The organism is Paenibacillus sp. FSL H8-0282 (assembly GCF_037963825.1).
Classification (GTDB): Bacteria; Bacillota; Bacilli; order Paenibacillales; family Paenibacillaceae; genus Paenibacillus_AQ; species Paenibacillus_AQ odorifer.
In genome coordinates, this window is record NZ_CP150146.1 from 6,566,126 (window position 1) to 6,590,976 (window position 24,851).

Here is a 24,851-nt window from a genome sequence, read left to right on the forward strand (position 1 = left end):
GCAGAGTTTTAGATGATCATAATCGCGAGCCTTACGGACCCAGCTGACGTTATTTGCGAATTTTCTGCCTTCAGAGCAGCGTTTCGGACTCCAGCGCCACTATTCATTAAAAAGAGGGGCATATTCGATGTTTTTTATGCCAATAGCGTCAGTGGGGTCCGTTAGAATTACAAATGTGGTAAAATGCTGCGTTAACGGTCAGCTGTGTCCGATAGCAGAGCAGATTATAGTTACTTCGTTCGCGCAACTTCACTCGAGTTGTCCGAAGTTGGAGGTCTAGCTCAGGAATCGCTAGCCAGTATCAATTGCATCAACGCTAATAAACGCTCCAAGTTAACAGGCTTACTGAGATAATCTGTTGCCCCAGCCTGTAGGATTTTAGCCTTATCTTCCTTCATCGCTTTTGCAGTCAGTGCAATGATGGGAATATCCTTCTTTGCGGGCATTTGTCTGATCCGATTGATTGCCTCATACCCGTTCATCACTGGCATCATAATATCCATAAGAACGATATCTATAGAAGCCGCTTGCTCCAGTTCATACAGGCCGCTCTCTCCGTTAGTAGCTGTAGTTACATGCAGCCCGCGCTTTCTTAGGGTATTTGATAAAGCGAACAAATTCCGTTCATCATCATCCACGATAAGTACATGCTTTTGATTCAGAGAAGTGAAGTCAGTACGTGTATCCTCAGCCGTTGTAGCGGCAAGTACCACTCCACTCCCGATCTCTTGAATAACAGTCGCTTGATCAGCCACTTCCTCAAGGCTTGGAGCCTCAAGCTGCAAAGGCAAATACACTGTAAAGACACTACCCACACCCTCTTGGCTCTCCAGCGTAATTCTACCACCAAGTAATGTTGCCAGCTCTCTGGATATGGATAAACCAAGCCCAGTTCCCCCATATTGACGTTCTGTATTTCCATTCGCCTGTTGAAATGCTTCGAAGATAATTGACTGTTTGTCTTCTGAAATCCCAATTCCAGTATCTTTGATGGCGAAGGCAATAAATTCCCCTGTATACGAACCTGCCAAATCCAGCAACTCGTCCTTAGTTGCTAAACGGATTTCCAGAGTGACTGCGCCTTCCGCTGTAAACTTAAACGCATTGGACAGCAAATTTATAATAATTTGCCGTACTCTTTGAGCATCCGAATAAAACAGCGGGGGTAAGTCCTCTCCGAGCTGTATTTGCAAAGGAATCTCTTTTTTGCGGGAAAGCTGACTGAAGTTCTGGATCATTGCCTCCGGAATCTCCGATATATTTATCGCTTCAATTTCAATATTCAGCTTTCCTGCCTCAACCTTGGACAAATCCAGAATGTCGTTAATCAGCGCCAGCAGATCTTGTCCCGAAGAATGAATGGCTTTTGAGAATTCAATATCCTCTTCGCTTAGAGCTCCCGACTGGTTCTCCATAAGAAATTCGGAGAGCAGCAGAATGCCGTTCAGCGGAGTTCGCAGTTCATGAGACATATTAGCCAGAAACTCAGATTTATATTGTGAGCTTTGCTGCAATAACTCTGTGTATTCACTAAGCTCCATTTGAGCTCTTTCCGCCTCCAATGACTTTTGTTCCGCCAGCAGATTCTTATCCTCCAGCTTTCTATTTGTTGCATGCAGTGACTCCGTTTGGATCTGCAGCTCCTCAGACTGAGTCTGTAGTTCCTCGGTATATACCTGTAGTTCTTCGTTTAGACGCTGAGATTGTGCCAGAAGTTGGTCAATCTTCATACTGTTAATCGTGCTGTTAATTGCAGAGCCAAAGGCATTCGAAATAGACCCTAGGAACTTAACCTGCAATTCCGTAAGTGGAGCAAAGGCGGCGATTTCCACCACAGCAACTACCTCACCCGAAAAAGAAATCGGCATTAACAGAAGCGCCTTCGGCGCAGAAACACCCAGCCCAGACTGTATGCTAATATAATCCTCCGGCAGATCCTGTATTTGCATCAAACGCGCCTCTTTAGCACATTGTCCAACTAGACCTTCTCCGGTCTGGAATGCCCGCTGATCTGGAATGTTACTGCTTCCGCCAAAAATAGAGACTCTCTTAAAGAAATCCCGATCATGATCCTGTGTTCGAACATATAAGGATCCATATGGATAATTGATCACTTCTGCGGTTTTGCCAAGAAAAATATCGCCCAGTTGCGAGATATGTGTGATGCCCTGATACCTCGCCAACAGTTCGTTTGCGTTAGCCTGAATCCATATCCGTTCTTGTTGCGTGTCTATCAGATGATTCGTAGCTACGCTCAGATCCCTGATCTCATCATTCGTGGTGATCTCTATCCTTGTCTTCATATCTTCGTCAGATTTCAATTCTGCAATCGTATGGGTAACTTTACGAACCGTACTAACGATGGAGCGTGAATTGATCCACGAAGCGACCATCGCGGTAACCGCTATAATTGCCCAAGCAATATAAAGAAGCTCTAGCAATAATTTATTCTTGTCTGCTTGTCTAGCTATCAGACTGTTGGTGTTCTCTTTCATCGTCTCGCGGTAAGTGCTGATCTGATTACGAATCCGATCCATTTGATCTTTGCCATCGTCGGAATTAAAGTATCTTAGGAGCTCAACGTCCTGTCCCTCTTTTTTCAACTGGATCACATAATTTCCGGACTGTTCGATCCATTGCTTAATTTTACTTTCAATACCCAACAGACGCTGTAGCTGTAAAGAATCATTAGCAGTCAGCACGTAGAGCTTATCATAATTAGCCTCCCATTCAGCCTTACCCAAATTGTAGGGCTCCAGATACTTGTTATCGCCGGTGATGACATATCCGCGTTGTCCGGTTTCCATATCCAAAATATTCTTCTCAATTAGATTAGCTAAATTAGTAATCTCTCGATCCTGATGAGAGATGAAGCTGGTTTCCCGCTGTAGAGCATTGATTCTTCCATGCATGACAAAAACGAATCCTAATAGACAGATCACGATTAAAACTGTAATTGACAGTATTTTATACTGCAAAGTGAATCGGCGTTTGTTCACAACTAGCCTCCGTCCTGTCTTCTAACTATAAACCCCTTTCTATTCTACATCATTGTAAAAGATTACTTGAATAAGGCTTCATTAATTCTTCTATGTAAATTTTGACTGCTGCTAATTTAAACAATTTCCGCAGGGTTGAAACACTTGTTTTTCCCGGAATAAAAAAAACCCCACAAGTGCCTTTCACCTTGAAGGGTTACCTAAATATCTAACTTAGCAAATACAAGTTTTCTTCTTCACACCAAGCTTCCCAGCTTGTTCAACCTTAGCAATATAATCAACAGCCATAGGAACTTTACAAGCGGTTTGTCCCATGTTCACCTGGACCTTACCTATACCTGCTGCGATCTTTGCTGCCTCCTCATGCAGTTCTGTGATACTGCTGCCCACCATAATTAAGAAAGTATTCATCGTATAACGGACACGATTCCGCTCCCGATGAATAGTAGCGCCTACTTGTTGTAACAACTCCCTAATTTCAGCGATGTCCAGCTTATCATCCGGTGTAATTGAAATGTAATTGGCATAAGTGCTCCAGCCGCAAATGGCTATTAGTTCATCCGAGGAACGAATCCACTCTCTCGCAAGTTCCAATCCATATGGACTCTCTGCGGCGAGAGGGGATACTATATATTCCACTACCGCATGCCAACTGGCCGCCGAAGCCCAGCTTTGAAGCTCTTCCTTCGTCATACTCTTAGGATTGACCGTTAGTCCAGCCAAATACATTGCATCGTAATTGCCTGTCTGATACAAAGCCCTTGCCAGACTCTGATCTTTTTTCACATCCTTAACCAGCTTCTTCATATCCCCTACCTTTACTCCAAATAAAGGTTCCACTGCGCCATGTCGTAAGAAAGTACGTTTCGTCTGCTCTGTACCCATCTCCTCAAGCTTGCTCATCACTTCATCAACAGTCAGATTCATTAGGCCACTCCCTTATCTTCGATGTTCTTATCCCTTTACCGCTTCTCTTATGATCGGTTCACGACCTAACGTAACTCTGTTCTTCCCTGTATTCTTAGAGTGATATAACGCTTCATCCGCTTCCCGATATAAATCTTCGAAAGTCACCTCTCTACGCTCCGTAAAAGAGATTCCGATACTTGCGGTAAGATGAATGCTATCCTGTTCATTCAAGATTATCGTGTAATCACTCATCATTGTACGAAAATCCTCTGCTTCTTTTAAGGCTGCACGTTTATCTTCAGCGAAAAAGCATACAGCAAATTCCTCGCCACCTACTCTTCCAGCAATACCTTTATTCTGGTATACCTGAAGTATTTTATTCGAGAAATCAACTAACGCCTGATCGCCCGCTAAATGACCATAAGTATCATTAATTAATTTAAAATCATCGATGTCAAATAACAGCAGAGCCAACCCTAATCCATCCGGGATCGTTTGATTCTGAACCCTTTGCATGAAATGCCTGCGATTATAAAGCCCTGTCAGATCGTCAACCGTTGCCTGATAGACCAGTTCACGCTCATATCGCTTTTTCTCACTATGATCACTAAACACAATAAGCATACCCTTATTCTCTGTTGTCGCATGCTCCGTAGCAATTAAAGAAACCCCATAACAGAGCTCCCCTGCGCCAGAACAAACTACCTCAAACTGTCCTTCCGTCCTCTGATTGTAATGAGCTGCAATGTCTTTGTGAGACTTCGTAAAAAGATCAATGTTTTTTCCCATCCAATTATCGTTCGCTATTCCGGTAATGTCGTATAAAATAGCAGTCGCCGCATCGTTTATGCCAATGATATTATCATAACGGTCAGTCAGAACTACGCCGTCTTTCATGTGCTCTAGAATTTTGTTTTTGGTTAGAGGGAAGATGGTTAATTTGGAGCTAACAAAAAGTGCAAAATAAGCCGCTATAATCGCAGGCAAATAAGTAAACGCCGTAAAACCTGTAATGGTAATCTTCAAGAGGGGGAGTAAAAAGACGGAAATAACCGGAACCAGCAAACCCGCCAACAGCAGGACATTAGTCCGCAAATAAACTCTCGGGGTATTCAGTAGGGAAACTGCAAGCAAGCAGACTGCATATAGCCCAAAAAGCTGATCATACGCAATAAAAGCCATACTAAGGAGCGTAGGCTTTACAGCAATTCCACTAACACCCGCAACCGTCAGGACGGACACTTCACTGCGCATCAGATGATGATAGCTATCCGTAAAAATAAGAAGTACATCCATAACAATAGGGATAGAGAAGATGGCAAGCTTCACGGGCAGGCGCCCTGTGGAAGGAGATACGTATTCTTTTACCACAGCATAAGTAAAGAGAGCACTAAAAAAAAGCGGAGCCTGCTGTACATTCTTCCACCACAGCTTAGACTGAAAAGAGGGTGACATAATCTCTCCCGCCGTTGCAACAAATATAAGGCTGACTAACAGCATTAAGATCCACAAATAGCGTCTCCCTGCTAACTTACGGTGCCGATAGGAGCTGACGCCCATGTACAGACTTAGAACACTGCCCATTAATAAGTAATACGGATATCCCTGAATCCATGGCATGCCATATTTCTCCTATTTTTCAAGTCGCTCCTATCATTATAGCCTAATCCTTGGTACAAATGAATCAACAATAACAGCACATCTTATGCTTTAAATTTCACCCGATTGGAGAACATATATTTTCTGGCTAAATCCTTAAATGTTATTTTATCTTGTGCCGATTCAAAGAAACGTTTAGGGATAATCAGCGCTCTCTGTGTGGACACAAAAAACACAAACAAGTTCGTAGTTTCACCTATCTTATGTATCTCTTCCCACTTCACTTGCCCAGTGCCCGCTTCGGAAAGATAAGATATGCCTTCATCTGAAATCGTATAATTTTGCGGTTGCTGAATTAGGTTATCTGTTTTGAACGCCTTTTTCGATTTTTTGATCAAGCTTGCCTTGGTCATATACCATAAGACAGCGGCAAGAATTATAGCAGTCACAGCCAGGATTGAGATGCTTTGAGTACTGTAATCCTTAGTAATTAATAACAAAATCATAAAGTAAGCGACTACGCTAAAAGAGTTGAGTATAATCCGGCTATTCAAGCTGAACCATAAGTTAAACTCCTGAACGTCTTCACTCTTTAGGACTGTATCTACTTTTATTACATTTTCCATCACTGATCGCTCCCTCGACGCCATGTATATTTTTAAATTCATCTCATTTTAACATGCCTGAACACAAAAAAGGGACATCCCCGAAGCGATTGCTTCTACATGGGTTGTCCCTCTTCAATCCGTAAGGATTCTTATTTCTTTTGTGCAAGACGTTGTTTGAACTTATCAACACGGCCGCCTTGTTCTGTATCTCTTTGTTTACCAGTGTAAAATGGGTGGGATGCGGAACTTGCGTCCACACGGAGCACTGGGTAAGTGTTGCCGTCTTCCCATTCCATAGTTTCATTGGATGATTTAGTAGATGCACTCAAGAATTTGAAGCCTACGCTTGCATCCAAGAAAATCACTTGGTTGTACTTAGGATGTATGCCTTCTCTCATTCTGATCGTCCTCCTTCTGAATAAATTCGTGGAGCCTTTATGGTAAATTATCCAAATGATCTGTAGGTTTATATATAGTATAACCTAATAAACGTAGGAAAATTCGTAAATCTTACGATTTAGACCACCGCTCCATCATACGCTTATTTAGAGCACAAAGCAACTAATATTCAAATTACTAATTTTTCCATAACCTTTCAAAGCCTACCCATAACGCCGGAGGTTAGAGCGACTTCACCATTCCTCCATCGACTAAAAGAGATTGTCCCGTTACATAAGTATTCGCAAAAGAGCCTAGAAAAACAGCAGCCTTGCCGAATTCTTCGGGCGTGCCCAATCTTCCTAACGGGATTTGCAGCAGCGCTTCCTCTTGAATCTGCTCCATAGGGATCCCCTCTGCTTGTGCACGTTTGCCGTCTAGTTGAAGAATCCGGTCGGTTGCAATACGCCCTGGTGCGATCGTATTAATTAAAATGCGATCCGCAGCCAGCTCAGTAGCCAAGCTCTTGGTCAAGGCATACACGCCAGCGCGAAAAACATTGGAAAGAATTAACCCCTCAATAGGCTGCTTGATAGAAATCGAGCTTATATTAACGATTCGCCCTGCCCCAGAAGAGCGCAGATGCGGCAGTGATTCACGGATCAAACGAATGGTACTCATCAGTGTGAGCTCAAACCCCTGGTTCCAATCCGCGTCTTCCATATCAGCGAAACCTCCGCCATGAGGACCCCCCGCATTGGTCACTACAATATCAAGCCCACCGTTTAGGGCTACAGCCGTTTGAATAGCATGTACGATATCCTCTGGGACAGTCACATCCATCTGAACCATGTTCACCTGCTGTCCTGTGGCTGCCTGAATCTCTTTCTGTGCGTCTACAAGCTGCTCCATACTCCTGCTGGCGATCATTACCTTCGCTCCCTCACGGGCGTACTCCAGCGCAGTTGCGAGTCCTAATCCTTTACTTGCTGCGGCTACAAAAACTGATTTCCCACGAAGTCCCAAGTCCATCATTAATGCCTCCTTCTTAATTAAACTCCCAACAGCTAAGACTTAAATTGCCATACTGATAACTTCGGTGCAGCAGCTTCGCTTCCTTCCCTTTATCGCCAGCTCCCATAGCTATTATCAAGGGGATAAAGTGCTCACTAGTCGGCACTGCATCAACGCCATAAGGAGCAAGCTCCTGATAGTTAAATAGCGACTCTGTATCCCAAGCTTCCACCCTGTGCTGCAGCCAGTCATCGAATGTCTCCGCCCATTTCTCGACGTTCTCCATTCCCCACTTCACGCTACGCAAATTATGGACGGTTCCACCGCTGCCAATAATCATAATATCCTGCTCACGCAGCTCAGATAAAGCCTTACCCATTAAATATTGCTGTTCATTGGACAGCTCTCGATTAACTGACAAAGATACGACAGGAATATCTGCATTCGGATAGATTAATTTAAGAATAGCCCAAGCTCCGTGATCTAGTCCACGCTCTGTATTTAATTTGCTGGCAATCCCATTCTTGTGGAACAGAGACATAATTTGCTGTGCAACCTCATTGTCCCCTTTGGCAGGATAAGTCATTCGATACATCTCATCTGGGAAGCCATAGAAATCATAGATGGTGTCGAAAGTCTCCATAACTCCAACCGATTGTGTGTGTTCTTCGAAATGTGCAGAAAATACAACAATCGCTTTCGGTTTGACATTCCTCTCAGCGAGCTCCCCAAGAAATTTCGTATATGCATTGTTATCAAGTACCAGAGAAGGAGCACCATGGGCAATAAAGTAAGAAGGTATCATAGTTTATCACTCCCTAAGTTCTGCCGTAACCAAGCGATCAAGTCCTGCTGATTCTGCGGTAATACACCATGATCCGAAGGATAAGTTTTAAAGGTTAATAATGGGGTTAGACCTTCGAAATAAGCGGCTGTTTCTGTCCCCACTGAAATTGGAAATACAGAATCATATTCACCATGCGAGATGAAGACCGATACCTCCTGCACACTCCTCAGCTCATAATCCGTCTTCACAAACCCCGGAACATAACCGTTCAGCGCCACAATTCCCCGAAGCGAATTCCCCATTGTAAGCGCGAGTGTCATGGACAAAATGGCTCCTTGACTGAAGCCAAGCAGATAACGGTGTTTAGCATCTATAGGATATTTGTCGGTAGCGTATTCGATAAACTGCTGCAATTGCAATACAGCCTGATCAAACTGCTCACGGATGGGATGACCTAGACTTTTGAGATCATAATATTGAAATCCTGCCCCTAAAATCATATTTCCCCGAATCCCGATAATAATAAACTCTTCAGACAAGGACTCCACAAGCCCGAACATATTCTTCTCATTGGAACCTTTGCCATGCAAGGTGAAGATAACCGGATAAACCCGATTCTCATCGTAACCGGAAGGTAGACTGACATCATATATATAAGGTGCCTTCATAACTAAACACTCCTTCAAAATATTTGTAATACAAAAATAATATTTGTAAGGATAATATTATAAACCTCTGGCTAGTATGTCAATTAATAATTTGTTAATATAAAAATATATTTGCTATTACTAATATCAAAAGGGGCTTTACTAATGAATATAGGTTCAAACATTCGTACAATCCGTAAAAGAAAACATATAACGATTGCCCAAATCTGTGAAACTACTGGCCTGTCACAGGGTTTTATGAGCCAGGTTGAGACTAATAAGACCTCTCCCTCGATCGCAACCCTTAGCCTGATTGCGGATGCGCTGAACGTTCCGTTGGCTTATTTGCTGTTAAAAAAGGAAGAGCGGATGCAGGTGGTACGATCCGAGGAGCGGCAAATCACCAGTAGCGGAAGTGATCGACTGCAAGTTGAGCATTTAAGCTCGGCAGGTGGTGTACGAATGGTGCTTGTCCATTTCCCTCCGGGTACTTCTACGGGTGAAACTCCGCAGGCGCACGAAGGCAAAGAGGTCCATTTAGTGATAAAAGGTGAGGTTTATGCGGAGCAAGGTGAAGATTTCGGGTTGTTCCAAGCGGGGGATTCCTTTAGCTGGAATGCCTGTGTGCCACATCTGGTCATAAATAAAGGCGATGAGCCGGCAAGCGTGCTCATCGCCATCCATACAGAGGCTGATAGTGAAACTGTTGATTTTTAAGCTGGTCTACACGTCGTACTCCAGCTGTTTTTTGGCCTGAACAATGAAATCCAGCGGATTCTCAATCGTGCCGGCTTGGTATTCGACCGCCCCAATCTTAAGACCCAGGCTGACCTTATATTTTCTGGAGAAATTATTGTCATTCAACTCCTGAAGCTTGAGCTTAATCCGCTCGATCACAATCTTCGCTCCATCGCTGTCCGTGAACAGCAGCAGGCCCCATGTTGCTTCATCCTTATCTAGCAGATAGAGTGCATCATTGGTACGAATACTCGCCTGACTAAGCTGAGACACGTCATAGATAGCTTCTGCCAGCTGATCTTCAGGAATGATCCGTCTGATCTCTTTCCAATACTTCACCTTCACCACTAGCAGGGTGAGCGGAATCTGATAGCGGGTCGAAATGCTTGTAAATAATGTAGCATCCGTCTGAAAAGAAATACTGTTCCGCAAATTTGTGTTTTCATCGACGATAGCCATATTGGCAGTCTTTTTGCGTAGCTGCTCATTCTCCACCTGCAAATCACGGCTGCTTAAAGTGAATACCCATAGAACGACCGTTAATAGCGGAGTCATAATTAACCAGAAATAAGTATTCAGGCTAATCGTTTCCCCTAGCGTTATCGTCTGGTACATCGTGTAGAATCCGTAAGCAAAGATAAACACCAGATTCAAGACCAGACCCGCAGTGACCGTTGTAAAATACGTAACAATGGCCAGAATAAAAGCCACCGTTAAAATGATAATATTCTGGAGGTAATCATCCGGTGCCCCGGCAATGAAGACGATACAGAGGAACGATAACACCAGGAATGATAAGAGAGCGATGTCCGACACTAAGCTGCGATTACGTCTCACGCTTATCACCACGTTTCTTCATGTGTTTGCGAAGCAGTAGGATCAGCGATAGAACTACCAGCGTCAGTACCAGTAAAATCACGATGATAAAACTGAGTACATCCGACCGTTCCATTATTTTCTGGGCCACAGAGTCCTCGGCTGCTCCAGTGATTGTTTTGAAGCGGTGTGCGCTGACATTACCGTCTTTATCAACGATTGCGCCATCGCCAAACACCTTCCACTTGTCCCGCTCTGTAGCGAGCAGCTTCGATCCTAAGTAATACTCTTCCGAGCTGACCCCCGTAACCGCGAGCAATGCACGTCCCGCCTCAAATGGCGAATCAATCAGCTGCAGTGTTCCGATTCGTGCACCGTATTGCTCTTCAATACTCATTTTCTCATTAGAGCGAATTGTGGTTCCATCTCCGTTATATTGAAAATAAAGCTTAGCATTCTGATCACGGATCACCTTATTATTCTTATAAGCACCAATAGCGATGATATTATTATTTTTCAAATGATCGGCGCTGACAGTATCGGTATAGAACTGGATATTCCCTATATTTCCGCTGGCATATTTACCAAGCAGATTAAAGATATTCGATACACTTAAATAGGCGTAATCATCCATTTGTTCGGGCAGTACAACCGCCACATGATTATAGATCCCATCGCGGATGAACGGATATGGATAGTTATTAAATAAGAGATCCGTACGATCCTTCGTATTCAGCCGCATTACAGAATCTTTACTGATGTAAGCCCACGGCATTTGGTCCCGATCGATAATACATCTGGCTCCTTCGATCTCCAGATCAAAAGCCACTGTCACCGAGAAATTTCCGGAGATATTCAAGTTTTGAGGCACCGAGAGATTAAGAATATCGCCATTCGCCAGTTCCTTAGTCAGCTTCTTACTGCCAATCGGAGTATTGTTGATGCTCACGGTAACCAATGAACGAGTAAAATCCAAATTCTGTGCATAACGGAAATCCAGACTGATTTTACCGGAATCGGCAATCGAGCGGTTCGCTGGCAATGAAATAAAATACGTCTGCTCCTGATGATGTGCCCCGGTCAGTTTATCACCTGTCTCAGTGAACGTGATGTTAGAGCTAATCGAAAGCGCAGGTGCTGACACTTCTGTAGCATCCGTTACTGTTTTCAGATCACTAGTGATCTGCCCGATCAGCTCTGGATTAGCAATCAAACGACCCGCTTTAATCAGCAAGTTCTCATCCTTCGAGGTTACAACCAAGGTGGGCTGGGTATCCTTATTCACTAGCTGGAGCAGCGCGTGCGTACCCAAATCCTCAGTGGAGCTTAGCTGAGCTTTCAGCCCGCTTGGTACTCTGTCATACATAGCTACCAGTACAACTGCGGCCTTATTCTGCACAGTGTCTGCCCGGTAGGGAAGTAGGGGAATAGTCTTATCATTTAACGTAATCCCCTTAACAAACCCGGAGAGAGCATAAGTGGCTGCTTCCATCTCTGCCGCTGTGCTTTTGTCCGGTACAGTCAGAATACTCTGATTCTTCGTTAAGGTATCTATCCCGGCGAATCGCTCGCTGAAGTCACTGATCCCTCCACTCAAGGGCTTTGCGGTATAAATCACGTTAACACTGGACGTATTGAACAGATGGAGCCAATTATCCGACGTTTCATCGACCGAACAAAAGAGGTCATCTTGACGATCTGTCTTCAAATAGCCCTGAATGCCCAGCGTATTCGTCCCTTTTTTCAGAAACCCCTTGGGCGCCGCAAGGGTCAACAGCTGTTCGCCGTTGTCTTGTAGTGACGGACGAAACGTATAGAACGGGCTGCCGTTTAGCGTTAAGGTAACACTAGAAATCTGCTCTTCGGTAATTTGTGAAATTTGAAAATGCAGTTTGATCTTTACTTGATCCACATTCCAATAATCCAGAACCTCAAAATATTGCTGCTGGGCACTCGAACCTGTTAAGGACGAGTCCGTTCCCGTAAATGAGGTTGTGTAAGTGGACTTATGTTCCTGCGGCAACGTCTCTGCGGCAGCAGGATGGATTGGAATTAACAAAAGGGAGAGGCAGGTTAACAGTATAACCAGCTGTTTTTTTATCTTCATGTTCTGTTTCTCCTGTGATTACATTTTTCTCATATGACTTTTTGGTGCCTCGTTAGTAGCGCTCCGTCTTATACCATTTGGCTTCTCTTTTGAAGATGAGGTCTTTCAGATATAGATATAATCCGTTAGCCGCGACAACCATCCACAGCTGGCAATAAGACACATACATCAACATTACAATCCCTAGATTGGACAAGCTCATCTCGCCCTTTTCTGTCGTTAGCGTGATGAAGGTCCCCACAACGAAAAGAATAATAGCGAGCAGCCATAAGAAATTACTAAGACCTGCAATAGTAGTATGCACATAACCCAAAGCATGCAGGATCAGCAGCACATCCGAGGTGATTAACGACAGCAGCAGCAAGAAGTAAATGGATAGAAAATAAAGAATATCGAACCGGACCTTTGCGGCCGATTTATTGAACAGCAGCGGAATATTTTTGACAATGACATAAATATTGCCCTTCGCCCAGCGGGTTCGCTGCTTGAACCAGACCTTCAGGGTCTGTGGTTCCTGCTCCCACGTGACGGATTTCGGCTGGAACTTGATTTGGTAACCCATCATATAAATCCGGAAGCTGATTTCTGTATCCTCGGCTATCGCTTTGACATCCCAACCACCGATGCTTTCCACAATTGACCTGCGCATAATGAAATTGGTTCCCGGAATAGTGCAAAGCTTGAACAGCTTCCAGCGCCCCGCTTGAGCCATCCATTGAAAGGATAAGGTCTCAATATTAATGAACCGGGTCAGTAAACTTGCATCACGATTACGGGTCCGGAACTTCCCAATCACCGCACCGAGGCTGGAATCATGCATGATCTCAGCAACCAGATAACGCAAAGCTGTTTTCTCAGGAGTATTGTCGGCATCATAAATAGCGATTAGCTCCCCTTTACAGCTGGTAAAGCCTATATTCAAGGCATTGGATTTACCTTTGCCTCCTGTAACTGCATCCGTATTAATGACTACCAGCTGACGCCCCGGATTTCGGGATTGTATGCCCGCAAGCAGCTCAGCACTGTTATCAGAGGAGTTATCATTAATCACAATAATCTCATACCGATCTTGCGGATAATCCAGCGCCAGCAGAGATTCAACCGTCTTACAAATCACTACCCCCTCATTGTGAGCGGGAACCATAATTGAAACAAAAGGATATTCGCCCTCTATCTCTGGTATGTCCTCATTTTCGGATTTAATGTAATATAGATAGCCCGCGATAATGAGGGTCACATTCACCAGCAGCAGAGACCAAATACAGATCACCGCAATCACCATCAGCACGTCTGAAATCGTCATAGGGTCCTCCAAATCACGATTAGTTGTCTCATTTCAAAAACTTTCTGCGATATAACCGGTATCCGATCATCAACAATCCGCCAAACAGCAGCAGAGAAATCATGATCACAACAATAAAAAATTGATTCTGAATATTAAAAAGTCGGGTGAAGCTCTTTTGCTGCTCCTCTGTGTAGCGATAATCGCTATCCACTGTTTCCGGTGTATAGTCCAGGCTTAGAGGTTGTCCATTAATAGAAATCATTCCATCTAATGAGGAGATTGTGTTCTGATCAGTAACGACCTGATGCTCTTCTTGCTTATAATCGGCAAAAGAAACCCAATTCCGTTCCAGACTTTGCAGCATTTCTTCAAGCTGACGCTCATCCTCGGGCATGTCGACGGTGATTACAGTATCCATCGGCAATTGCGGTATCACTTTATTGGATGTAGGCAAAGCCTGAAGAAATTCCAGCGGAACGCTATATAAAGAGGATGGAAAGGATTTAGAGGTGTCGCTCTGCTCCATATAATCAATCTGTTCATCTGGATATAACACCACGGAATCAAAAAAGCTCATCCCCGCTTCTGAATACTCTTTGTCATACGACCAATGCATTTCCGCTCCGACTCCAAGCGGTCCAAGCCCGTTTTCGGCCAACAGATTGATGAAATCATTCATCTTTCCTTTAAGCGTATGGTCACTGGAGCTTATCGTTGGCATCACCACTGGGGCATTGACCAGAATGCTTCCATTGCTGGATTGTACACTTTTCATGGCCACTAAATAACGCTGCATGGCCGGATAATCGGTATTGCTGAACACAGGCCGCACACTTGCAAGAAACGGAATCCCCAGTTGATACAGCCGCTCACCCGTCTCTGCCAGCAGTCGCAGATCGGAGAAAGGATAGATTTCTTTGATCGCAAGGTACATTTTAGGAGCAGCAGTGATATGGAGCCAATCCTTCAGAACATAGGCCATCCCCAGCGTACTGACATTCCCTTGTTCAAAATATGGGGCATATGTATCATTCCCCTTACTCACAGCGTACGGTGCTTGCAGACCCTCCTCCGCAAAAGAGAGTTTCCCAAAGGATTTGACCGCCTGACTCGCTACAATATAAGGCATATCCTGCACCTTAGCTTGAATTCCGGAGAACTGTCCAATTTCGAGCTCAGCACTCCCGTCATAAATCACATCAGTGGTTAGCTGTAACGCCTTCGTTAGACTAGCGGGTGGGTTGTACCCGATATGCAAATACTGCCCCTGATAATGCTCCCAATCCTCTATATAGGATTTATTCGTGATCGAAATATCCGCTTCGTTACGGACCATGATCACTCTGGAGTAATTTTTCAGCATCCCCTGCTCGTATTGATCTAGGCTTCGAAGTGTAACCCTTGTCGAGTAAGCCGCCAGCAGACGTTGAAGTTCAGTCACATTTCCATCCTTAGCGGTCCCCTTGGCAAGACTGTCATAGAGCAGTAAGACTTGTTGTGGTGATGCAGCAGATTGAACAGGAGTGGCGGGAAGCAATAGGATGGTTAAGCTCAGGGTCAGCAGCAATATACAGTATAAGATCCCTCTGCGCTTCAAACACTCACATCCTTTTGAGGCTTTGTATATGGACTAGAAGTGGTGGGACTTTCGTTAACCGGCTTTTTGCGATTTTTCGAGAATCTGCGTCCGATCACACTAGATACTGTCAGAAAGGTCACCAAATCAAAAGATAAAGTGAACAAGAATTCATGCTTGGAAATGTCGGCATCACCCGCACCAATAATCGATACAAAAATGCCTGAAAGACCAATGCCTATCGTAGCGACAATCAATACCATCCGCTGCAATCCTCTAAAATTGCGTGCCTTGATGGCTGTTACGAGGGAAGGCATATACAGACCAATGACAAGCACTGTCCAAAGGAAGATAAAACCTATCGTTCGTGGTGCCAAAGCCTTTTTCAGCTGACTATATCCAGTAAAAAAGTGACTTTGTGCTCGAAATTCCTTCCCAACGGATTGCTCATAATTGCCCATCGCCGCTGGTTTAATCGAGAATGCACTTTGAGCAGCAACATTAAGAATCGAGTTAAGCTGATCCGGATTCGATATATAGTATTTAAGGATCGAAACAAATCCGTAACGACTGTAAAAGTTCTCTTGGAGGATTGGTGAATTCACATCAATAGTTCCGTACTTCTCGTAATAAATGCTATTCTTCAAGATGGCATATTGTTCATCAATATCGAATGACTTCAGTGCCTTCTCCGGATCGGTGGAATCCTTCAGCACCCCTCGGGTCATGGCATGGAACTGGTTAATATTCACGAACTCATCCGAGATATTCAAATAAGTGAACACACCTGCGAACAGGATCAAGGCAAGGGAAACCAGGGTCAGAATACGAAAGATCTTATCCCTGCGAATCCAAAGGATTGAACACCCCAGAACCGCAATGATTATACCCACTGGCGCATTTTGCTGTTTGGAAGTAGTCAGGATGATCGTACTGATCAAGAACAGGGCCAGCAGCACATAGTCATTGTATCTTTTTTGATATAACAACAACCAAGCTGCGAACATAGTAATCATCGTGATCATCACGACGCTCTCGCCGTAAAAGGAGTTGAAATAAGCGGTATACCCGGTATCTCCAAATATAAAAATAGCAATACCTGCAGTGAGCCATCCCTGCTTGCGGGTCATCCCCCATGTAATAGCCTCTATTAATAAGTAGATCGCCGCAGCATATAAAATCGTGTAAATGACTGCTTGAAACCGGATATCGAAAACCTCGCTGCTAAAAAACAGCTTATTAAGTCCAATGGACAGCTGGATAAATAGGGACTGTGAAGAAAATAATGTCGCGCCATTCTCATTAAAATACTGAAAGATTCCATATTGCTTTACAAAATAACCAAAGTATTGCTCGTCATAATCCGGCAGATTGAAATAAATTCCGTTACTATAGATGCTGCGAAAAAAATCACCATTATCCGCCATTCCGACATACGGGGCGGTAAATAAGGCGATGATGGTTATAAGCAACACTCCAAAAGCAGTGATAAAAGCCGGGGACAATGGCAACGGTAGGTTAGCGAGTGTCATCCCCTGCCTCAGAGGTGATTTCACCATGTTGTTTATCATGCAGATTCACCTTCGTTACTATAGGTTTAAATTAATAGACATAGGCCAATGATGCCATCAGATTGTCAAAGGAATAGGCTTGGCCACTAGCTACATCGCCGAAGCCTCCATACAGTGAGCTGCCGGCATCGGTTATTCTGAACTCGTTCATTCTTTCAATGCTTTTGCGATAGAGTGCATCGTCTCCGATCTCGGCACCAATCATAGCCGTAATGGCGTAAATGGCTGTTGAGCGAATATCGTTAAGCGGCTTTCCCTCACGCGAATATTGTCCATATAATGTGCCAGCCTCGACCTGCTGCTTGATAAAATTAATGCTGGAGGATTTCTGCTGGTCTACCTCTGCCAAAGCCAGAATAGACAGTAGCGATTCTACTGTATTGATATTCTCCGAACTATAGGTTCCACTCTCATAATTAAACCTTGTTTCATAGAAGGGAAACTCATCTGATAAATATCCATCTTTCAGAATAACGCTCATATTATTCAACAAAAAGTCACGAGATTCTCCAGAAACCGACAATTTTCGCATTGTACCTAAATCAATATAACATAAAGTAACGAATGTGTTGGTTTTTTTGTAATTTTCATCATAGAAGTCATACATATATCCATTTTTTACATTATAGTTATAAAACCTCTCACCATACTTAGCCGCTTCTTCTGTATATTGTTTATCTCTAAACGTATCCCCCGCTTCATAAAGCGCACGAATGATACGTAAGTCATCAACTGCAGCATTCACAGGATATAATTTCTGCTGTTTAGGGCTATACCGGTAGCTAAAACCACCCTTCATATCAAAGGTTTGCTTAGCCAGCGCCCATTCTTCTGCAAATCGCTCTTTCTCACCACTCCGTACGGCTGCCAGCATCCTCAGAGAGGCAGACTCACTTAGAATCTCATGGCCGCTTGCTGCTTCCCCGGATTGCTCTGTTTCAATTAAATTCGTATAAACACCGGACGAGCCGGTAAGCTTCGTAACAATAAATTGCTCTAAAGCATCCAATTCCTGTGAAGGGTCCCCCATATCATTATTAGCCGAACCCGTAGGATTCGGTGGCTCTGTTGTATGAACATTCGCGGAGGGCGAGGGTGTTGATGCCGGCATTGCTGTTTGCTCGCATGCTGTTAATGCTGTAAAACCTGTAAGTACCACTATAGCAACAGCTATCTCTTTCCTCAAAAAATCACCTCTCTAAGCATCTGCTTATATTGCCTAGTATTATCTATAACGGTAATATACATCACATCCTTAATCCAAATGTTAAATTTATGAAACCATTAGATGAAAAAAAAGAGGCATCCACACGCCTTCTGACGAGCAGATCCTCCTTTTTCTGTAATTTACTTACTTTATTCCATACGTTCCCAAAAACGATGGGCAGTAATGGCCGCAACGAAGCTAGCCGCAAAAACTTCCCCACCATCGCCTATTATGACTCCCGGACTGCTTCTATGTTCATCTGTTGCAAGCAGCTCAGCAAGTATTGTCGTCATCGCGATAGGTTTAAAATGTGCATAGGCTTGGTTGAGGAATAACGCTGCATCTTTATGGAATTTCTTGCGTTCCGCATTTCCACCCGCCGCATAAATCGCATCGAAGAGCACCGAATCTGTAGTGGACAAGGTATGGATGACTTCAAGCTCTGTGCCGCTTGAGCCTTTAATAAATCCAAGCTTATCACTGATTAGCTCCGGTTGTATCCCAGCTCCCATAAGCGTTTCCAACACAGGCATTACCGCAGCTTCATCAAAACCATCTCCGATAATCACGCCTACTTTCCGCGTGTTGGGATGTTTTTTCGTATTAGCCTGACTTAAGGCAGGGGAAGCTTGAGTAACCTCGGAACCGCCAACTTCTGGAGCCGCTACTCCAATGGCTTCTGCCACAGGTACAGCAAGCTCGGAGGTAATGTTAGCAAGCATATTTACGACCTGCTGTCGGACCGACTTACTCTTAACCTTTCCAAGCTCAAAAGAATAAGCTTCGATAATATGCAATTGTTCCGGAGGGCTCATACTATTCCAGAATAACTTGGCTTGTGAAAAATGATCCTCAAAGCTTTTACTCCGGCTCCGTACCTTACGGCCCTCAACCTTTTCTTGATAATGCACATAACCGCCTTCTGCCTCTGGGACAGGTCTCGGCGTATTTTGGGCCAGAGAATTATTATGATAACTCACAGTGCCCTGATTAATCGTCTGCCGCCCATATCCGTCACGCTGGTTGTTGTGGAAAGGACACACCGGTCTATTAATCGGCAGTTCATGAAAGTTAGGACCCCCAAGCCGAATCAGCTGGGTATCCGTATAAGAGAACAATCTGCCCTGAAGTAGCGGGTCATTGGTGAAATCAATCCCTGGCACTACATGTCCAGGGTGGAAAGCCACCTGCTCCGTTTCGGCAAAAACATTATCCACGTTGCGGTTCAAGGTCATTTTCCCAACGATCTGCACGGGCACGTCTTCCTCTGGCCATAGCTTTGTAGGGTCCAGCACATCGAAATCAAACTTGAATTCGTCTTCTTCACTAAGAAGCTGAATGCCCAGCTCGTATTCCGGAAAGTTGCCGGCTTCAATCGATTCCCATAGATCACGGCGGTGAAAGTCAGGGTCCGCTCCAGATATTTTCTGTGCTTCGTCCCACACCAAAGAATGTACACCAAGTACTGGTTTCCAATGGAATTTAACAAAATGCGCTTTCCCCTGTTCATTGATCAGACGGAAGGTGTGAACTCCAAACCCTTCCATCATCCGGAAGCTTCGCGGAATGGCGCGGTCAGACATCAGCCACATCGCCATATGGGCCGATTCCTGATTATTGGCGATGAAATCCCAGAAGGTATCATGGGCTGATGCTGCCTGAGGCATTTCATTATGCGGCTCCGGCTTAAGCGCATGCACTAAATCAGGGAACTTAATCGCATCCTGTATAAAAAAGACCGGCATATTATTGCCTACCAAATCATAATTGCCTTCTTCGGTATAAAATTTGGTCGAGAAGCCCCGGGCATCCCGCACAGTTTCGGCCGAACCCCGTGATCCTGCTACCGTTGAGAACCTGACAAACACCGGGGTCTTCACGGACGGATCTTGAAGGAATTTCGCCTTCGTATATTCTTTCAACGATTTATATACTTCAAACTCCCCGTGGGCGGCAAATCCGCGTGCATGCACGATCCGCTCAGGAATCCGCTCGTGATCGAAATGGGTCATTTTTTCCCGAAAATGAAAATCCTCCAGCAAGGTTGGCCCCCGGTCACCGGCTTTTAGGGAGAACTCATCCTCGGACACTTTCAATCCCTGATTGGTTGTTAAAGCGTGACCTTCGTCCTTACTGCGAAACTGTTCCAGTTGCTCATTTTTGCTATTTCCGTTCACTTTTTGCTGTTCACTCATTAACAATGGCTCCTTCCGAAAGGTAGAGTAACGATAATATTCATCTCTTACCCTTAAGGAAGGAACGGCAAACAAAAAGAAGCGGAATTCCGAGAAGCCATTCTCCCGAAAATCCGCTTTACTCGCTTATCACTGACCTAACCTTTAATTCTCCGATACGTCTCTTCATCCGAAACAATATATAATCTAGCCTCTTTAGGAATAGGCTGGTCCAGCTTGCGATTGATGCTAAGGTCACTACGATCCGAGAGTAAAGTTGCACCTTGAAGGAGCAATTCCTGAAACGCCTGCCCATAGGTCTTCCATGCACTATTCACTGGAATCTCATAAATATCATCCCCATACTGGCGGCTCAGCAGCTGCGTAATCACCTCTGAATTCCCCTCTTGCAGAGCGGATCGGACTGCCAATCTAGAAATGGCATCATGCGACAGAACGAATTCATTGACCTGAACATGCCTGAAATTCTGTATATTCTTCTCCTGCATAATTTCTACGGTAGTATGTACTTGTGGCGCTATGCGCTCAATGCTGGAGGCGATAAGCAGAGATTTCCCGTCAATTAGCGATGCTTCATCAATCCGTGTGTCTCCGAACACAATAGCTGCCCTAGCTTCGTGTATGTTAGCTTTAAGGAGAATCTCATCGCTGGAAGCATCACCGCTTACAAAGTGGACCTGTTCCATATGCTCCAGCGGATGCCGTCCTATCTCATCAATGATGACGATATGACATTTAGGTGAATAACATAACACCTCATCTACCGCAGCTTGCGCTTTCTTACTCCAATTGATTAATATCACATGATCCTTTCCCCGGAAGCTCAATGTTCCTGCTCCTCTCCTTCTCTGCACCTCTGCAATAGAGTCAATAACCTTGCCAATAACCAAGCTGAGAAGACCAATCCCAAAAATATATAGAAACATGGTGAATAGCTTACCAACTACCGTCTCGGCAAAATAATCCCCATACCCAACGGTGGCCATCGTTGTCATGACCCAATAGAAGGCATTAAACCAGTTGTGGAATGTACTCGGTTCAAGCAGGTAAGCTATCGATGCGCTAAGAATTATAAAGATCAAAATAATCAGACCGATCGACCGTTTGCGTAAACGCATCATCCTGGTGGATATTCTCAGAAAAAAATGCATCTGCCATCCCTTCCTCACATTAATAAAGCTGCCTCTCGAGGTTATTACTGAGGGCAGCCTTATCCATGTCCATCTGCGATTTTTGAACTAAACAATCAAACTGCTGACTGCAAATGCTGTGCCGATAAACACCAAGCAGAGCATAGTGCCTACTGCCACATTGCCTTTTTCCAGATGTTCTGAAATTTTAAAGCTTGGGGTCGCCAATTCAAAAATCCAGTAAGCAGCGATGAGGCATACATAACCGACAGCAAACCAAATGATCATATGCAGAATAGAGGTATTCGTATACGCCGCTACTCCAATGATAATTGCTGTAGCGAGAAATTTGCCGCCAAGCGCTAGAGCTACAGCCACATTTCCTTTTTTCAGCTCTTCCATATCCTTGAACGGGGTCATCAAGCCAAAGATAACCATACCCAACAATTGCAGAAGAATAATCACAAATATACTGACTATTAAATTAACAACAATCGTCACTTTGCCCACCCCCGAAATTTCGCATATGCCGAGTCATAATCGGCGAAATCATGTACTTCCTCAAGGACTACGGAAGCGGTCTTTTCTTTCTCTAATGCTGCATAACGCTCATCGTCTATCGGCTGCTTGATCCGGTTGCCGGAAGGCAGCTCAAGGACGGCAAAGTTTCTTGTCTTCTCATTATATTTTGTCTTGTATACTCCTACAAGATCAACATCTGTAGTTACCGATACCTTAAGGTTGGTAAGATCCTCGACTGCTGTTTTTTCATCGGGATACGATTTAATGGTCGTCCAGGAAGAGAGGCGGACTTCATTGCGTTGGTCGGCATCTGTGATCAGCTCAGCGTCCATGAACTGCAGTGTCCATATTTTATCGCCAGTAGCATAATTCTCATCATTCGGCAGCAGCTCATTATCCGGCAACACCGTCATATCGCTACCAATTAGATCACCTACAGTACTCTCCACAACCCGGTAATCCCAAGGTACCCGTGCAACACTGTCAGAAGTTTCGGCAGTGCCTGAATCAAACACACTCCCCTGATTACTGGAACATGCACTAAGCAGCAATACCGTTAGAAGCATCATACATAAAGCCCCGATCCGGGCCTTTACTAATCTAGTAGACGACTTGTTTATAGCCTTACTTTTATCCAACTATCTCACTCCCAACGCGATAAAATGACTGGCATTGCCCGTAATCAGTCCGCCAGCCCGGCCGAGCAGCCCACACGGCTTCCCATTAATGACGAACATGCCTGTCAGTAGGTGGAATTCACCTTCGGCGGTGTGTATTCGGGCTAGTTCAGCTCTTTTTTGATATACAGAGGGAAAAAGCTGACTGCTATCATAACCCTCTTCGTCCTCAATTTCTAGAGTTCCACTATCGTCAAAGAGACGTACAGAACCGCCTTCGCGGCCAAATACAGATTTGGACACAAAGCTGCCAGAGAACACAGGCTTATTATAAGTAGGCAAAATATAACGTGAGATCGCCTCACGCTCTTCATTGTCAAATAATAAGCCAAGCTCATACATTCCCCACACAGCTGCAATCAATCCCTTAGACTGCAACAGGATACTGTGTGGTCCATTAAAAAGCTGAAGATTTCCCTGTTCAACAGCATAGGCAAGTGCATCTCCACCCTCATCGACGGCCATCCACTCTTTAGGATATAGGGCGAACATCCGCTTTATCACCCGGTCCTCCCCGTCCTTCAGAATGCCCTCATCGACCCACAGATCGAGACAGTCCACACACTGAATAGTAAGCCCGCTATGTCTGGCCAAGGCTTCAATCGTACCCGAATCTTCAAGATGAGAGCCATAAGCAACACAAGCTGCGGTATCTGGTCGTTCTATCTGCCAGGCTGCGGCAAGTTGTTCCTTCATCGCATGATTTGGACTAGTCACACCCGCCTGTTCACAGATCCAAGGTGTTGCTATGGAAGCCTCCACATAACCTGTAGGTGTATCGGCATTCAGTTCCAGAAGCTTGATGGTTCCATCATTAGCTATCGCAAAATCGAACCTTGCATACCGACTGATTAGACCTTCTTCTGGAATAGGAAACCCGTCAAGCATCTCCCAAAGAACAGGAGGAATGCCCAGCAGCTCATACAAATCGCGTTTTAGATGTATATACCGAACCGCTTTATCGAGGATAGCCCACAGCTTTGCGGAGGCTTCCTCAAGCTCTTTATAAATGTCGCTGCGCATCACAGCTATTGCATCCATCCAGTACTCTTCTTCCTCTAGATCTGCCCAAGTGAACCCAAGCTCATGCAGCGCTTGTACCCGTGGGCCCCGCTCCAGATCAGACAAATCTAGAATCTCAAACACGCTCTGCTGATCACTCATCCGCCGAAACCACTCTTACTGGAACCAGATCTCGATGAAGATTTCGAGCCTGAGCTTGATTTAGAGTTCTTCGAAGAGTTTAAGCCACTGGAAGTGCCACCGATTCCGTTCTTTGAAGAGGAACCTCTTCTCGTGATGGAACCCGTGGATGAGGTTGAGGTTTTAGGTTTCACTACAGAACCGGGCACCTTTTTATTCTGGAACTTTTCGCTGCTATAAGTAGGTGGTTTATAAGTGGTTCTCGTGCCTCCATAATAGGTAGGACGGTCCTTAGCCCATCCTCTGGAGGAGTAATTGGCACCGCTGTTAAACAACATGTGATACAGAAGCAAATCCGTCCAGCCAAAACCTGAATGATAACCGCCATAGTTATTCACTACCGTTGTTCCGTTTGAAGTTACTACGCCTTGGCCTTGCTCCTCTACCTCTTTCGTACCTTCTTCGGGGTAGGGAATATTCCAATCCACATTTTTATCAAAATAAGCTTTAACCTCTTCATTAGACCAAGAGACTAGCTGTGGTTCGCCCGCAGAAGTATTCGCGCTAGCTCCCGCTCCGCCAGGAATAAACATAGCATTCGCTAATAAGGCTATGCCTAGCGATGTTGATAATACACGGATGGGTTTGCCATCTGCGGTAAATAATTTTGATGCAGGCAATTCCTTATCCCTTTCTTCTTTAGCCATCGTAAGGTTCTCCTTCCCTGATGATCTTCTATCCCTCAGTGTGCATCGGAACAAGCAAAAGCTCCAGCTTGCCTTCATCCACATTCAGTCGTCCTTCAACCGCCTCATATTCCTTACTGCCCACCACTATATAATTGACATGTTCAAGTGCAGTTATCATATTCATGCTCCACGTACGCTCTTCAATCACTCGTAGATCACCTTCTGGCATTTTTTCGATTAAAACTACACTCATC

At 44.6% G+C, this 24,851-nt stretch carries 22 protein-coding genes; 1 reads left to right on the forward strand and 21 read right to left on the reverse strand.

The window, feature by feature from the left end; all coding sequences use genetic code 11:
- Window positions 1–281: 281 nt before the first annotated feature.
- From NST94_RS28525 to NST94_RS28560, 8 genes are all read right to left on the reverse strand, one after another.
- A complete protein-coding gene (locus NST94_RS28525; RefSeq protein WP_081393515.1) occupies window positions 282–2,999 on the reverse strand; it encodes a CHASE3 domain-containing protein in 2,718 nt (905 codons plus the stop codon).
- 213 nt (window positions 3,000–3,212) lie between these two features.
- The gene (locus NST94_RS28530) at window positions 3,213–3,920 is read right to left on the reverse strand and encodes a DNA alkylation repair protein (RefSeq protein WP_076303640.1); all 708 of its coding nucleotides are present in this window, start codon (window positions 3,918–3,920) and stop codon (window positions 3,213–3,215) included.
- A gap of 33 nt (window positions 3,921–3,953) precedes the next feature.
- Window positions 3,954–5,528, reverse strand: coding sequence for a diguanylate cyclase (locus NST94_RS28535; protein WP_076181918.1), 1,575 nt, complete (start codon window positions 5,526–5,528; stop codon window positions 3,954–3,956).
- 83 nt (window positions 5,529–5,611) lie between these two features.
- Window positions 5,612–6,133 (reverse strand): YcxB family protein, encoded by a 522-nt coding sequence (locus NST94_RS28540; protein WP_076124082.1) that lies wholly within the window; start codon window positions 6,131–6,133, stop codon window positions 5,612–5,614.
- Window positions 6,134–6,264: 131 nt separating this feature from the next.
- The gene (locus NST94_RS28545; RefSeq protein WP_036682161.1) at window positions 6,265–6,513 is read right to left on the reverse strand and encodes a type B 50S ribosomal protein L31; all 249 of its coding nucleotides are present in this window, start codon (window positions 6,511–6,513) and stop codon (window positions 6,265–6,267) included.
- Window positions 6,514–6,736: 223 nt separating this feature from the next.
- Window positions 6,737–7,525, reverse strand: coding sequence for an SDR family oxidoreductase (locus NST94_RS28550; protein ID WP_076181913.1), 789 nt, complete (start codon window positions 7,523–7,525; stop codon window positions 6,737–6,739).
- A gap of 16 nt (window positions 7,526–7,541) precedes the next feature.
- Window positions 7,542–8,312, reverse strand: a complete 771-nt coding sequence (locus tag NST94_RS28555; protein WP_076181911.1) for a class III extradiol ring-cleavage dioxygenase — start codon at window positions 8,310–8,312, stop codon at window positions 7,542–7,544.
- Window positions 8,309–8,962: an alpha/beta hydrolase-fold protein gene (locus NST94_RS28560; RefSeq protein ID WP_076301492.1), complete on the reverse strand. Its 654-nt coding sequence runs from the start codon at window positions 8,960–8,962 to the stop codon at window positions 8,309–8,311. Before NST94_RS28560 ends, NST94_RS28555 begins: the two co-directional genes overlap by 4 nt.
- A 144-nt stretch (window positions 8,963–9,106) precedes the next feature.
- Between NST94_RS28560 and NST94_RS28565 the strand changes: the two genes are divergently transcribed.
- On the forward strand, window positions 9,107–9,658 hold the full coding sequence (locus NST94_RS28565; protein WP_076301493.1) for a cupin domain-containing protein: 552 nt from the start codon (window positions 9,107–9,109) through the stop codon (window positions 9,656–9,658).
- 6 nt (window positions 9,659–9,664) lie between these two features.
- On the opposite strand, the gene NST94_RS28570 is transcribed toward NST94_RS28565, so the two are convergent.
- The 13 genes from NST94_RS28570 to NST94_RS28630 all read right to left on the reverse strand — a co-directional run bounded on the left by NST94_RS28570 (window position 9,665) and on the right by NST94_RS28630 (window position 24,850).
- Entirely contained in the window at window positions 9,665–10,516 is an 852-nt protein-coding gene (locus NST94_RS28570) for a diguanylate cyclase (protein WP_036682174.1), read from the reverse strand.
- The gene (locus NST94_RS28575) at window positions 10,506–12,602 is read right to left on the reverse strand and encodes a cellulose biosynthesis cyclic di-GMP-binding regulatory protein BcsB (RefSeq protein ID WP_081383188.1); all 2,097 of its coding nucleotides are present in this window, start codon (window positions 12,600–12,602) and stop codon (window positions 10,506–10,508) included. The genes NST94_RS28570 and NST94_RS28575 overlap by 11 nt, the downstream gene beginning before the upstream one ends.
- Before the next feature lie 52 nt (window positions 12,603–12,654).
- On the reverse strand, window positions 12,655–13,905 hold the full coding sequence (locus NST94_RS28580; protein ID WP_036682179.1) for a glycosyltransferase family 2 protein: 1,251 nt from the start codon (window positions 13,903–13,905) through the stop codon (window positions 12,655–12,657).
- 28 nt (window positions 13,906–13,933) lie between these two features.
- On the reverse strand, window positions 13,934–15,484 hold the full coding sequence (locus tag NST94_RS28585; RefSeq protein ID WP_076301494.1) for a hypothetical protein: 1,551 nt from the start codon (window positions 15,482–15,484) through the stop codon (window positions 13,934–13,936).
- Complete coding sequence (locus tag NST94_RS28590; protein WP_081383189.1) at window positions 15,481–17,034, reverse strand: hypothetical protein; 1,554 nt, start codon at window positions 17,032–17,034, stop codon at window positions 15,481–15,483. Before NST94_RS28590 ends, NST94_RS28585 begins: the two co-directional genes overlap by 4 nt.
- A gap of 31 nt (window positions 17,035–17,065) precedes the next feature.
- Window positions 17,066–18,220, reverse strand: coding sequence for a glycosyl hydrolase family 8 (locus NST94_RS28595; RefSeq protein ID WP_256720957.1), 1,155 nt, complete (start codon window positions 18,218–18,220; stop codon window positions 17,066–17,068).
- 170 nt (window positions 18,221–18,390) lie between these two features.
- Window positions 18,391–20,436, reverse strand: coding sequence for a catalase (locus NST94_RS28600; protein WP_076301495.1), 2,046 nt, complete (start codon window positions 20,434–20,436; stop codon window positions 18,391–18,393).
- Between the two features lie 137 nt (window positions 20,437–20,573).
- Complete coding sequence (locus NST94_RS28605) at window positions 20,574–21,557, reverse strand: ion channel (RefSeq protein WP_339281506.1); 984 nt, start codon at window positions 21,555–21,557, stop codon at window positions 20,574–20,576.
- A 117-nt stretch (window positions 21,558–21,674) separates the two neighbouring features.
- Window positions 21,675–22,067, reverse strand: coding sequence for a DUF350 domain-containing protein (locus NST94_RS28610; RefSeq protein ID WP_038573772.1), 393 nt, complete (start codon window positions 22,065–22,067; stop codon window positions 21,675–21,677).
- Window positions 22,064–22,657, reverse strand: coding sequence for a hypothetical protein (locus tag NST94_RS28615; protein WP_232061559.1), 594 nt, complete (start codon window positions 22,655–22,657; stop codon window positions 22,064–22,066). Before NST94_RS28615 ends, NST94_RS28610 begins: the two co-directional genes overlap by 4 nt.
- Before the next feature lie 69 nt (window positions 22,658–22,726).
- On the reverse strand, window positions 22,727–23,929 hold the full coding sequence (locus tag NST94_RS28620) for a glutathionylspermidine synthase family protein (protein ID WP_076181895.1): 1,203 nt from the start codon (window positions 23,927–23,929) through the stop codon (window positions 22,727–22,729).
- A complete protein-coding gene (locus NST94_RS28625) occupies window positions 23,926–24,615 on the reverse strand; it encodes a hypothetical protein (RefSeq protein WP_076124098.1) in 690 nt (229 codons plus the stop codon). The genes NST94_RS28620 and NST94_RS28625 overlap by 4 nt, the downstream gene beginning before the upstream one ends.
- Window positions 24,616–24,643: 28 nt before the next feature.
- Window positions 24,644–24,850: a hypothetical protein gene (locus NST94_RS28630; RefSeq protein WP_232061479.1), complete on the reverse strand. Its 207-nt coding sequence runs from the start codon at window positions 24,848–24,850 to the stop codon at window positions 24,644–24,646.
- Between the last annotated feature and the right edge of the window lies 1 nt (window position 24,851).

Bases quoted from the DNA above. Each gene is read 5' to 3' on its own strand.
- NST94_RS28615 (WP_232061559.1), bottom strand. From the start codon at position 22,657: ATGATGCTTCTAACGGTATTGCTGCTTAGTGCATGTTCCAGTAATCAG.
- NST94_RS28560 (WP_076301492.1), bottom strand. From the start codon at position 8,962: ATGAAGGCACCTTATATATATGATGTCAGTCTACCTTCCGGTTACGAT.
- NST94_RS28620 (WP_076181895.1), bottom strand. From the start codon at position 23,929: ATGAGTGATCAGCAGAGCGTGTTTGAGATTCTAGATTTGTCTGATCTG.
- NST94_RS28580 (WP_036682179.1), bottom strand. From the start codon at position 13,905: ATGACGATTTCAGACGTGCTGATGGTGATTGCGGTGATCTGTATTTGG.
- NST94_RS28565 (WP_076301493.1), top strand. From the start codon at position 9,107: ATGAATATAGGTTCAAACATTCGTACAATCCGTAAAAGAAAACATATA.
- NST94_RS28600 (WP_076301495.1), bottom strand. From the start codon at position 20,436: ATGAGTGAACAGCAAAAAGTGAACGGAAATAGCAAAAATGAGCAACTG.
- NST94_RS28630 (WP_232061479.1), bottom strand. From the start codon at position 24,850: ATGAGTGTAGTTTTAATCGAAAAAATGCCAGAAGGTGATCTACGAGTG.
- NST94_RS28540 (WP_076124082.1), bottom strand. From the start codon at position 6,133: ATGGAAAATGTAATAAAAGTAGATACAGTCCTAAAGAGTGAAGACGTT.
- NST94_RS28575 (WP_081383188.1), bottom strand. From the start codon at position 12,602: ATGAAGATAAAAAAACAGCTGGTTATACTGTTAACCTGCCTCTCCCTT.
- NST94_RS28590 (WP_081383189.1), bottom strand. From the start codon at position 17,034: ATGATAAACAACATGGTGAAATCACCTCTGAGGCAGGGGATGACACTC.
- NST94_RS28550 (WP_076181913.1), bottom strand. From the start codon at position 7,525: ATGGACTTGGGACTTCGTGGGAAATCAGTTTTTGTAGCCGCAGCAAGT.
- NST94_RS28535 (WP_076181918.1), bottom strand. From the start codon at position 5,528: ATGCCATGGATTCAGGGATATCCGTATTACTTATTAATGGGCAGTGTT.
- NST94_RS28555 (WP_076181911.1), bottom strand. From the start codon at position 8,312: ATGATACCTTCTTACTTTATTGCCCATGGTGCTCCTTCTCTGGTACTT.
- NST94_RS28625 (WP_076124098.1), bottom strand. From the start codon at position 24,615: ATGGCTAAAGAAGAAAGGGATAAGGAATTGCCTGCATCAAAATTATTT.
- NST94_RS28605 (WP_339281506.1), bottom strand. From the start codon at position 21,557: ATGATGCGTTTACGCAAACGGTCGATCGGTCTGATTATTTTGATCTTT.
- NST94_RS28545 (WP_036682161.1), bottom strand. From the start codon at position 6,513: ATGAGAGAAGGCATACATCCTAAGTACAACCAAGTGATTTTCTTGGAT.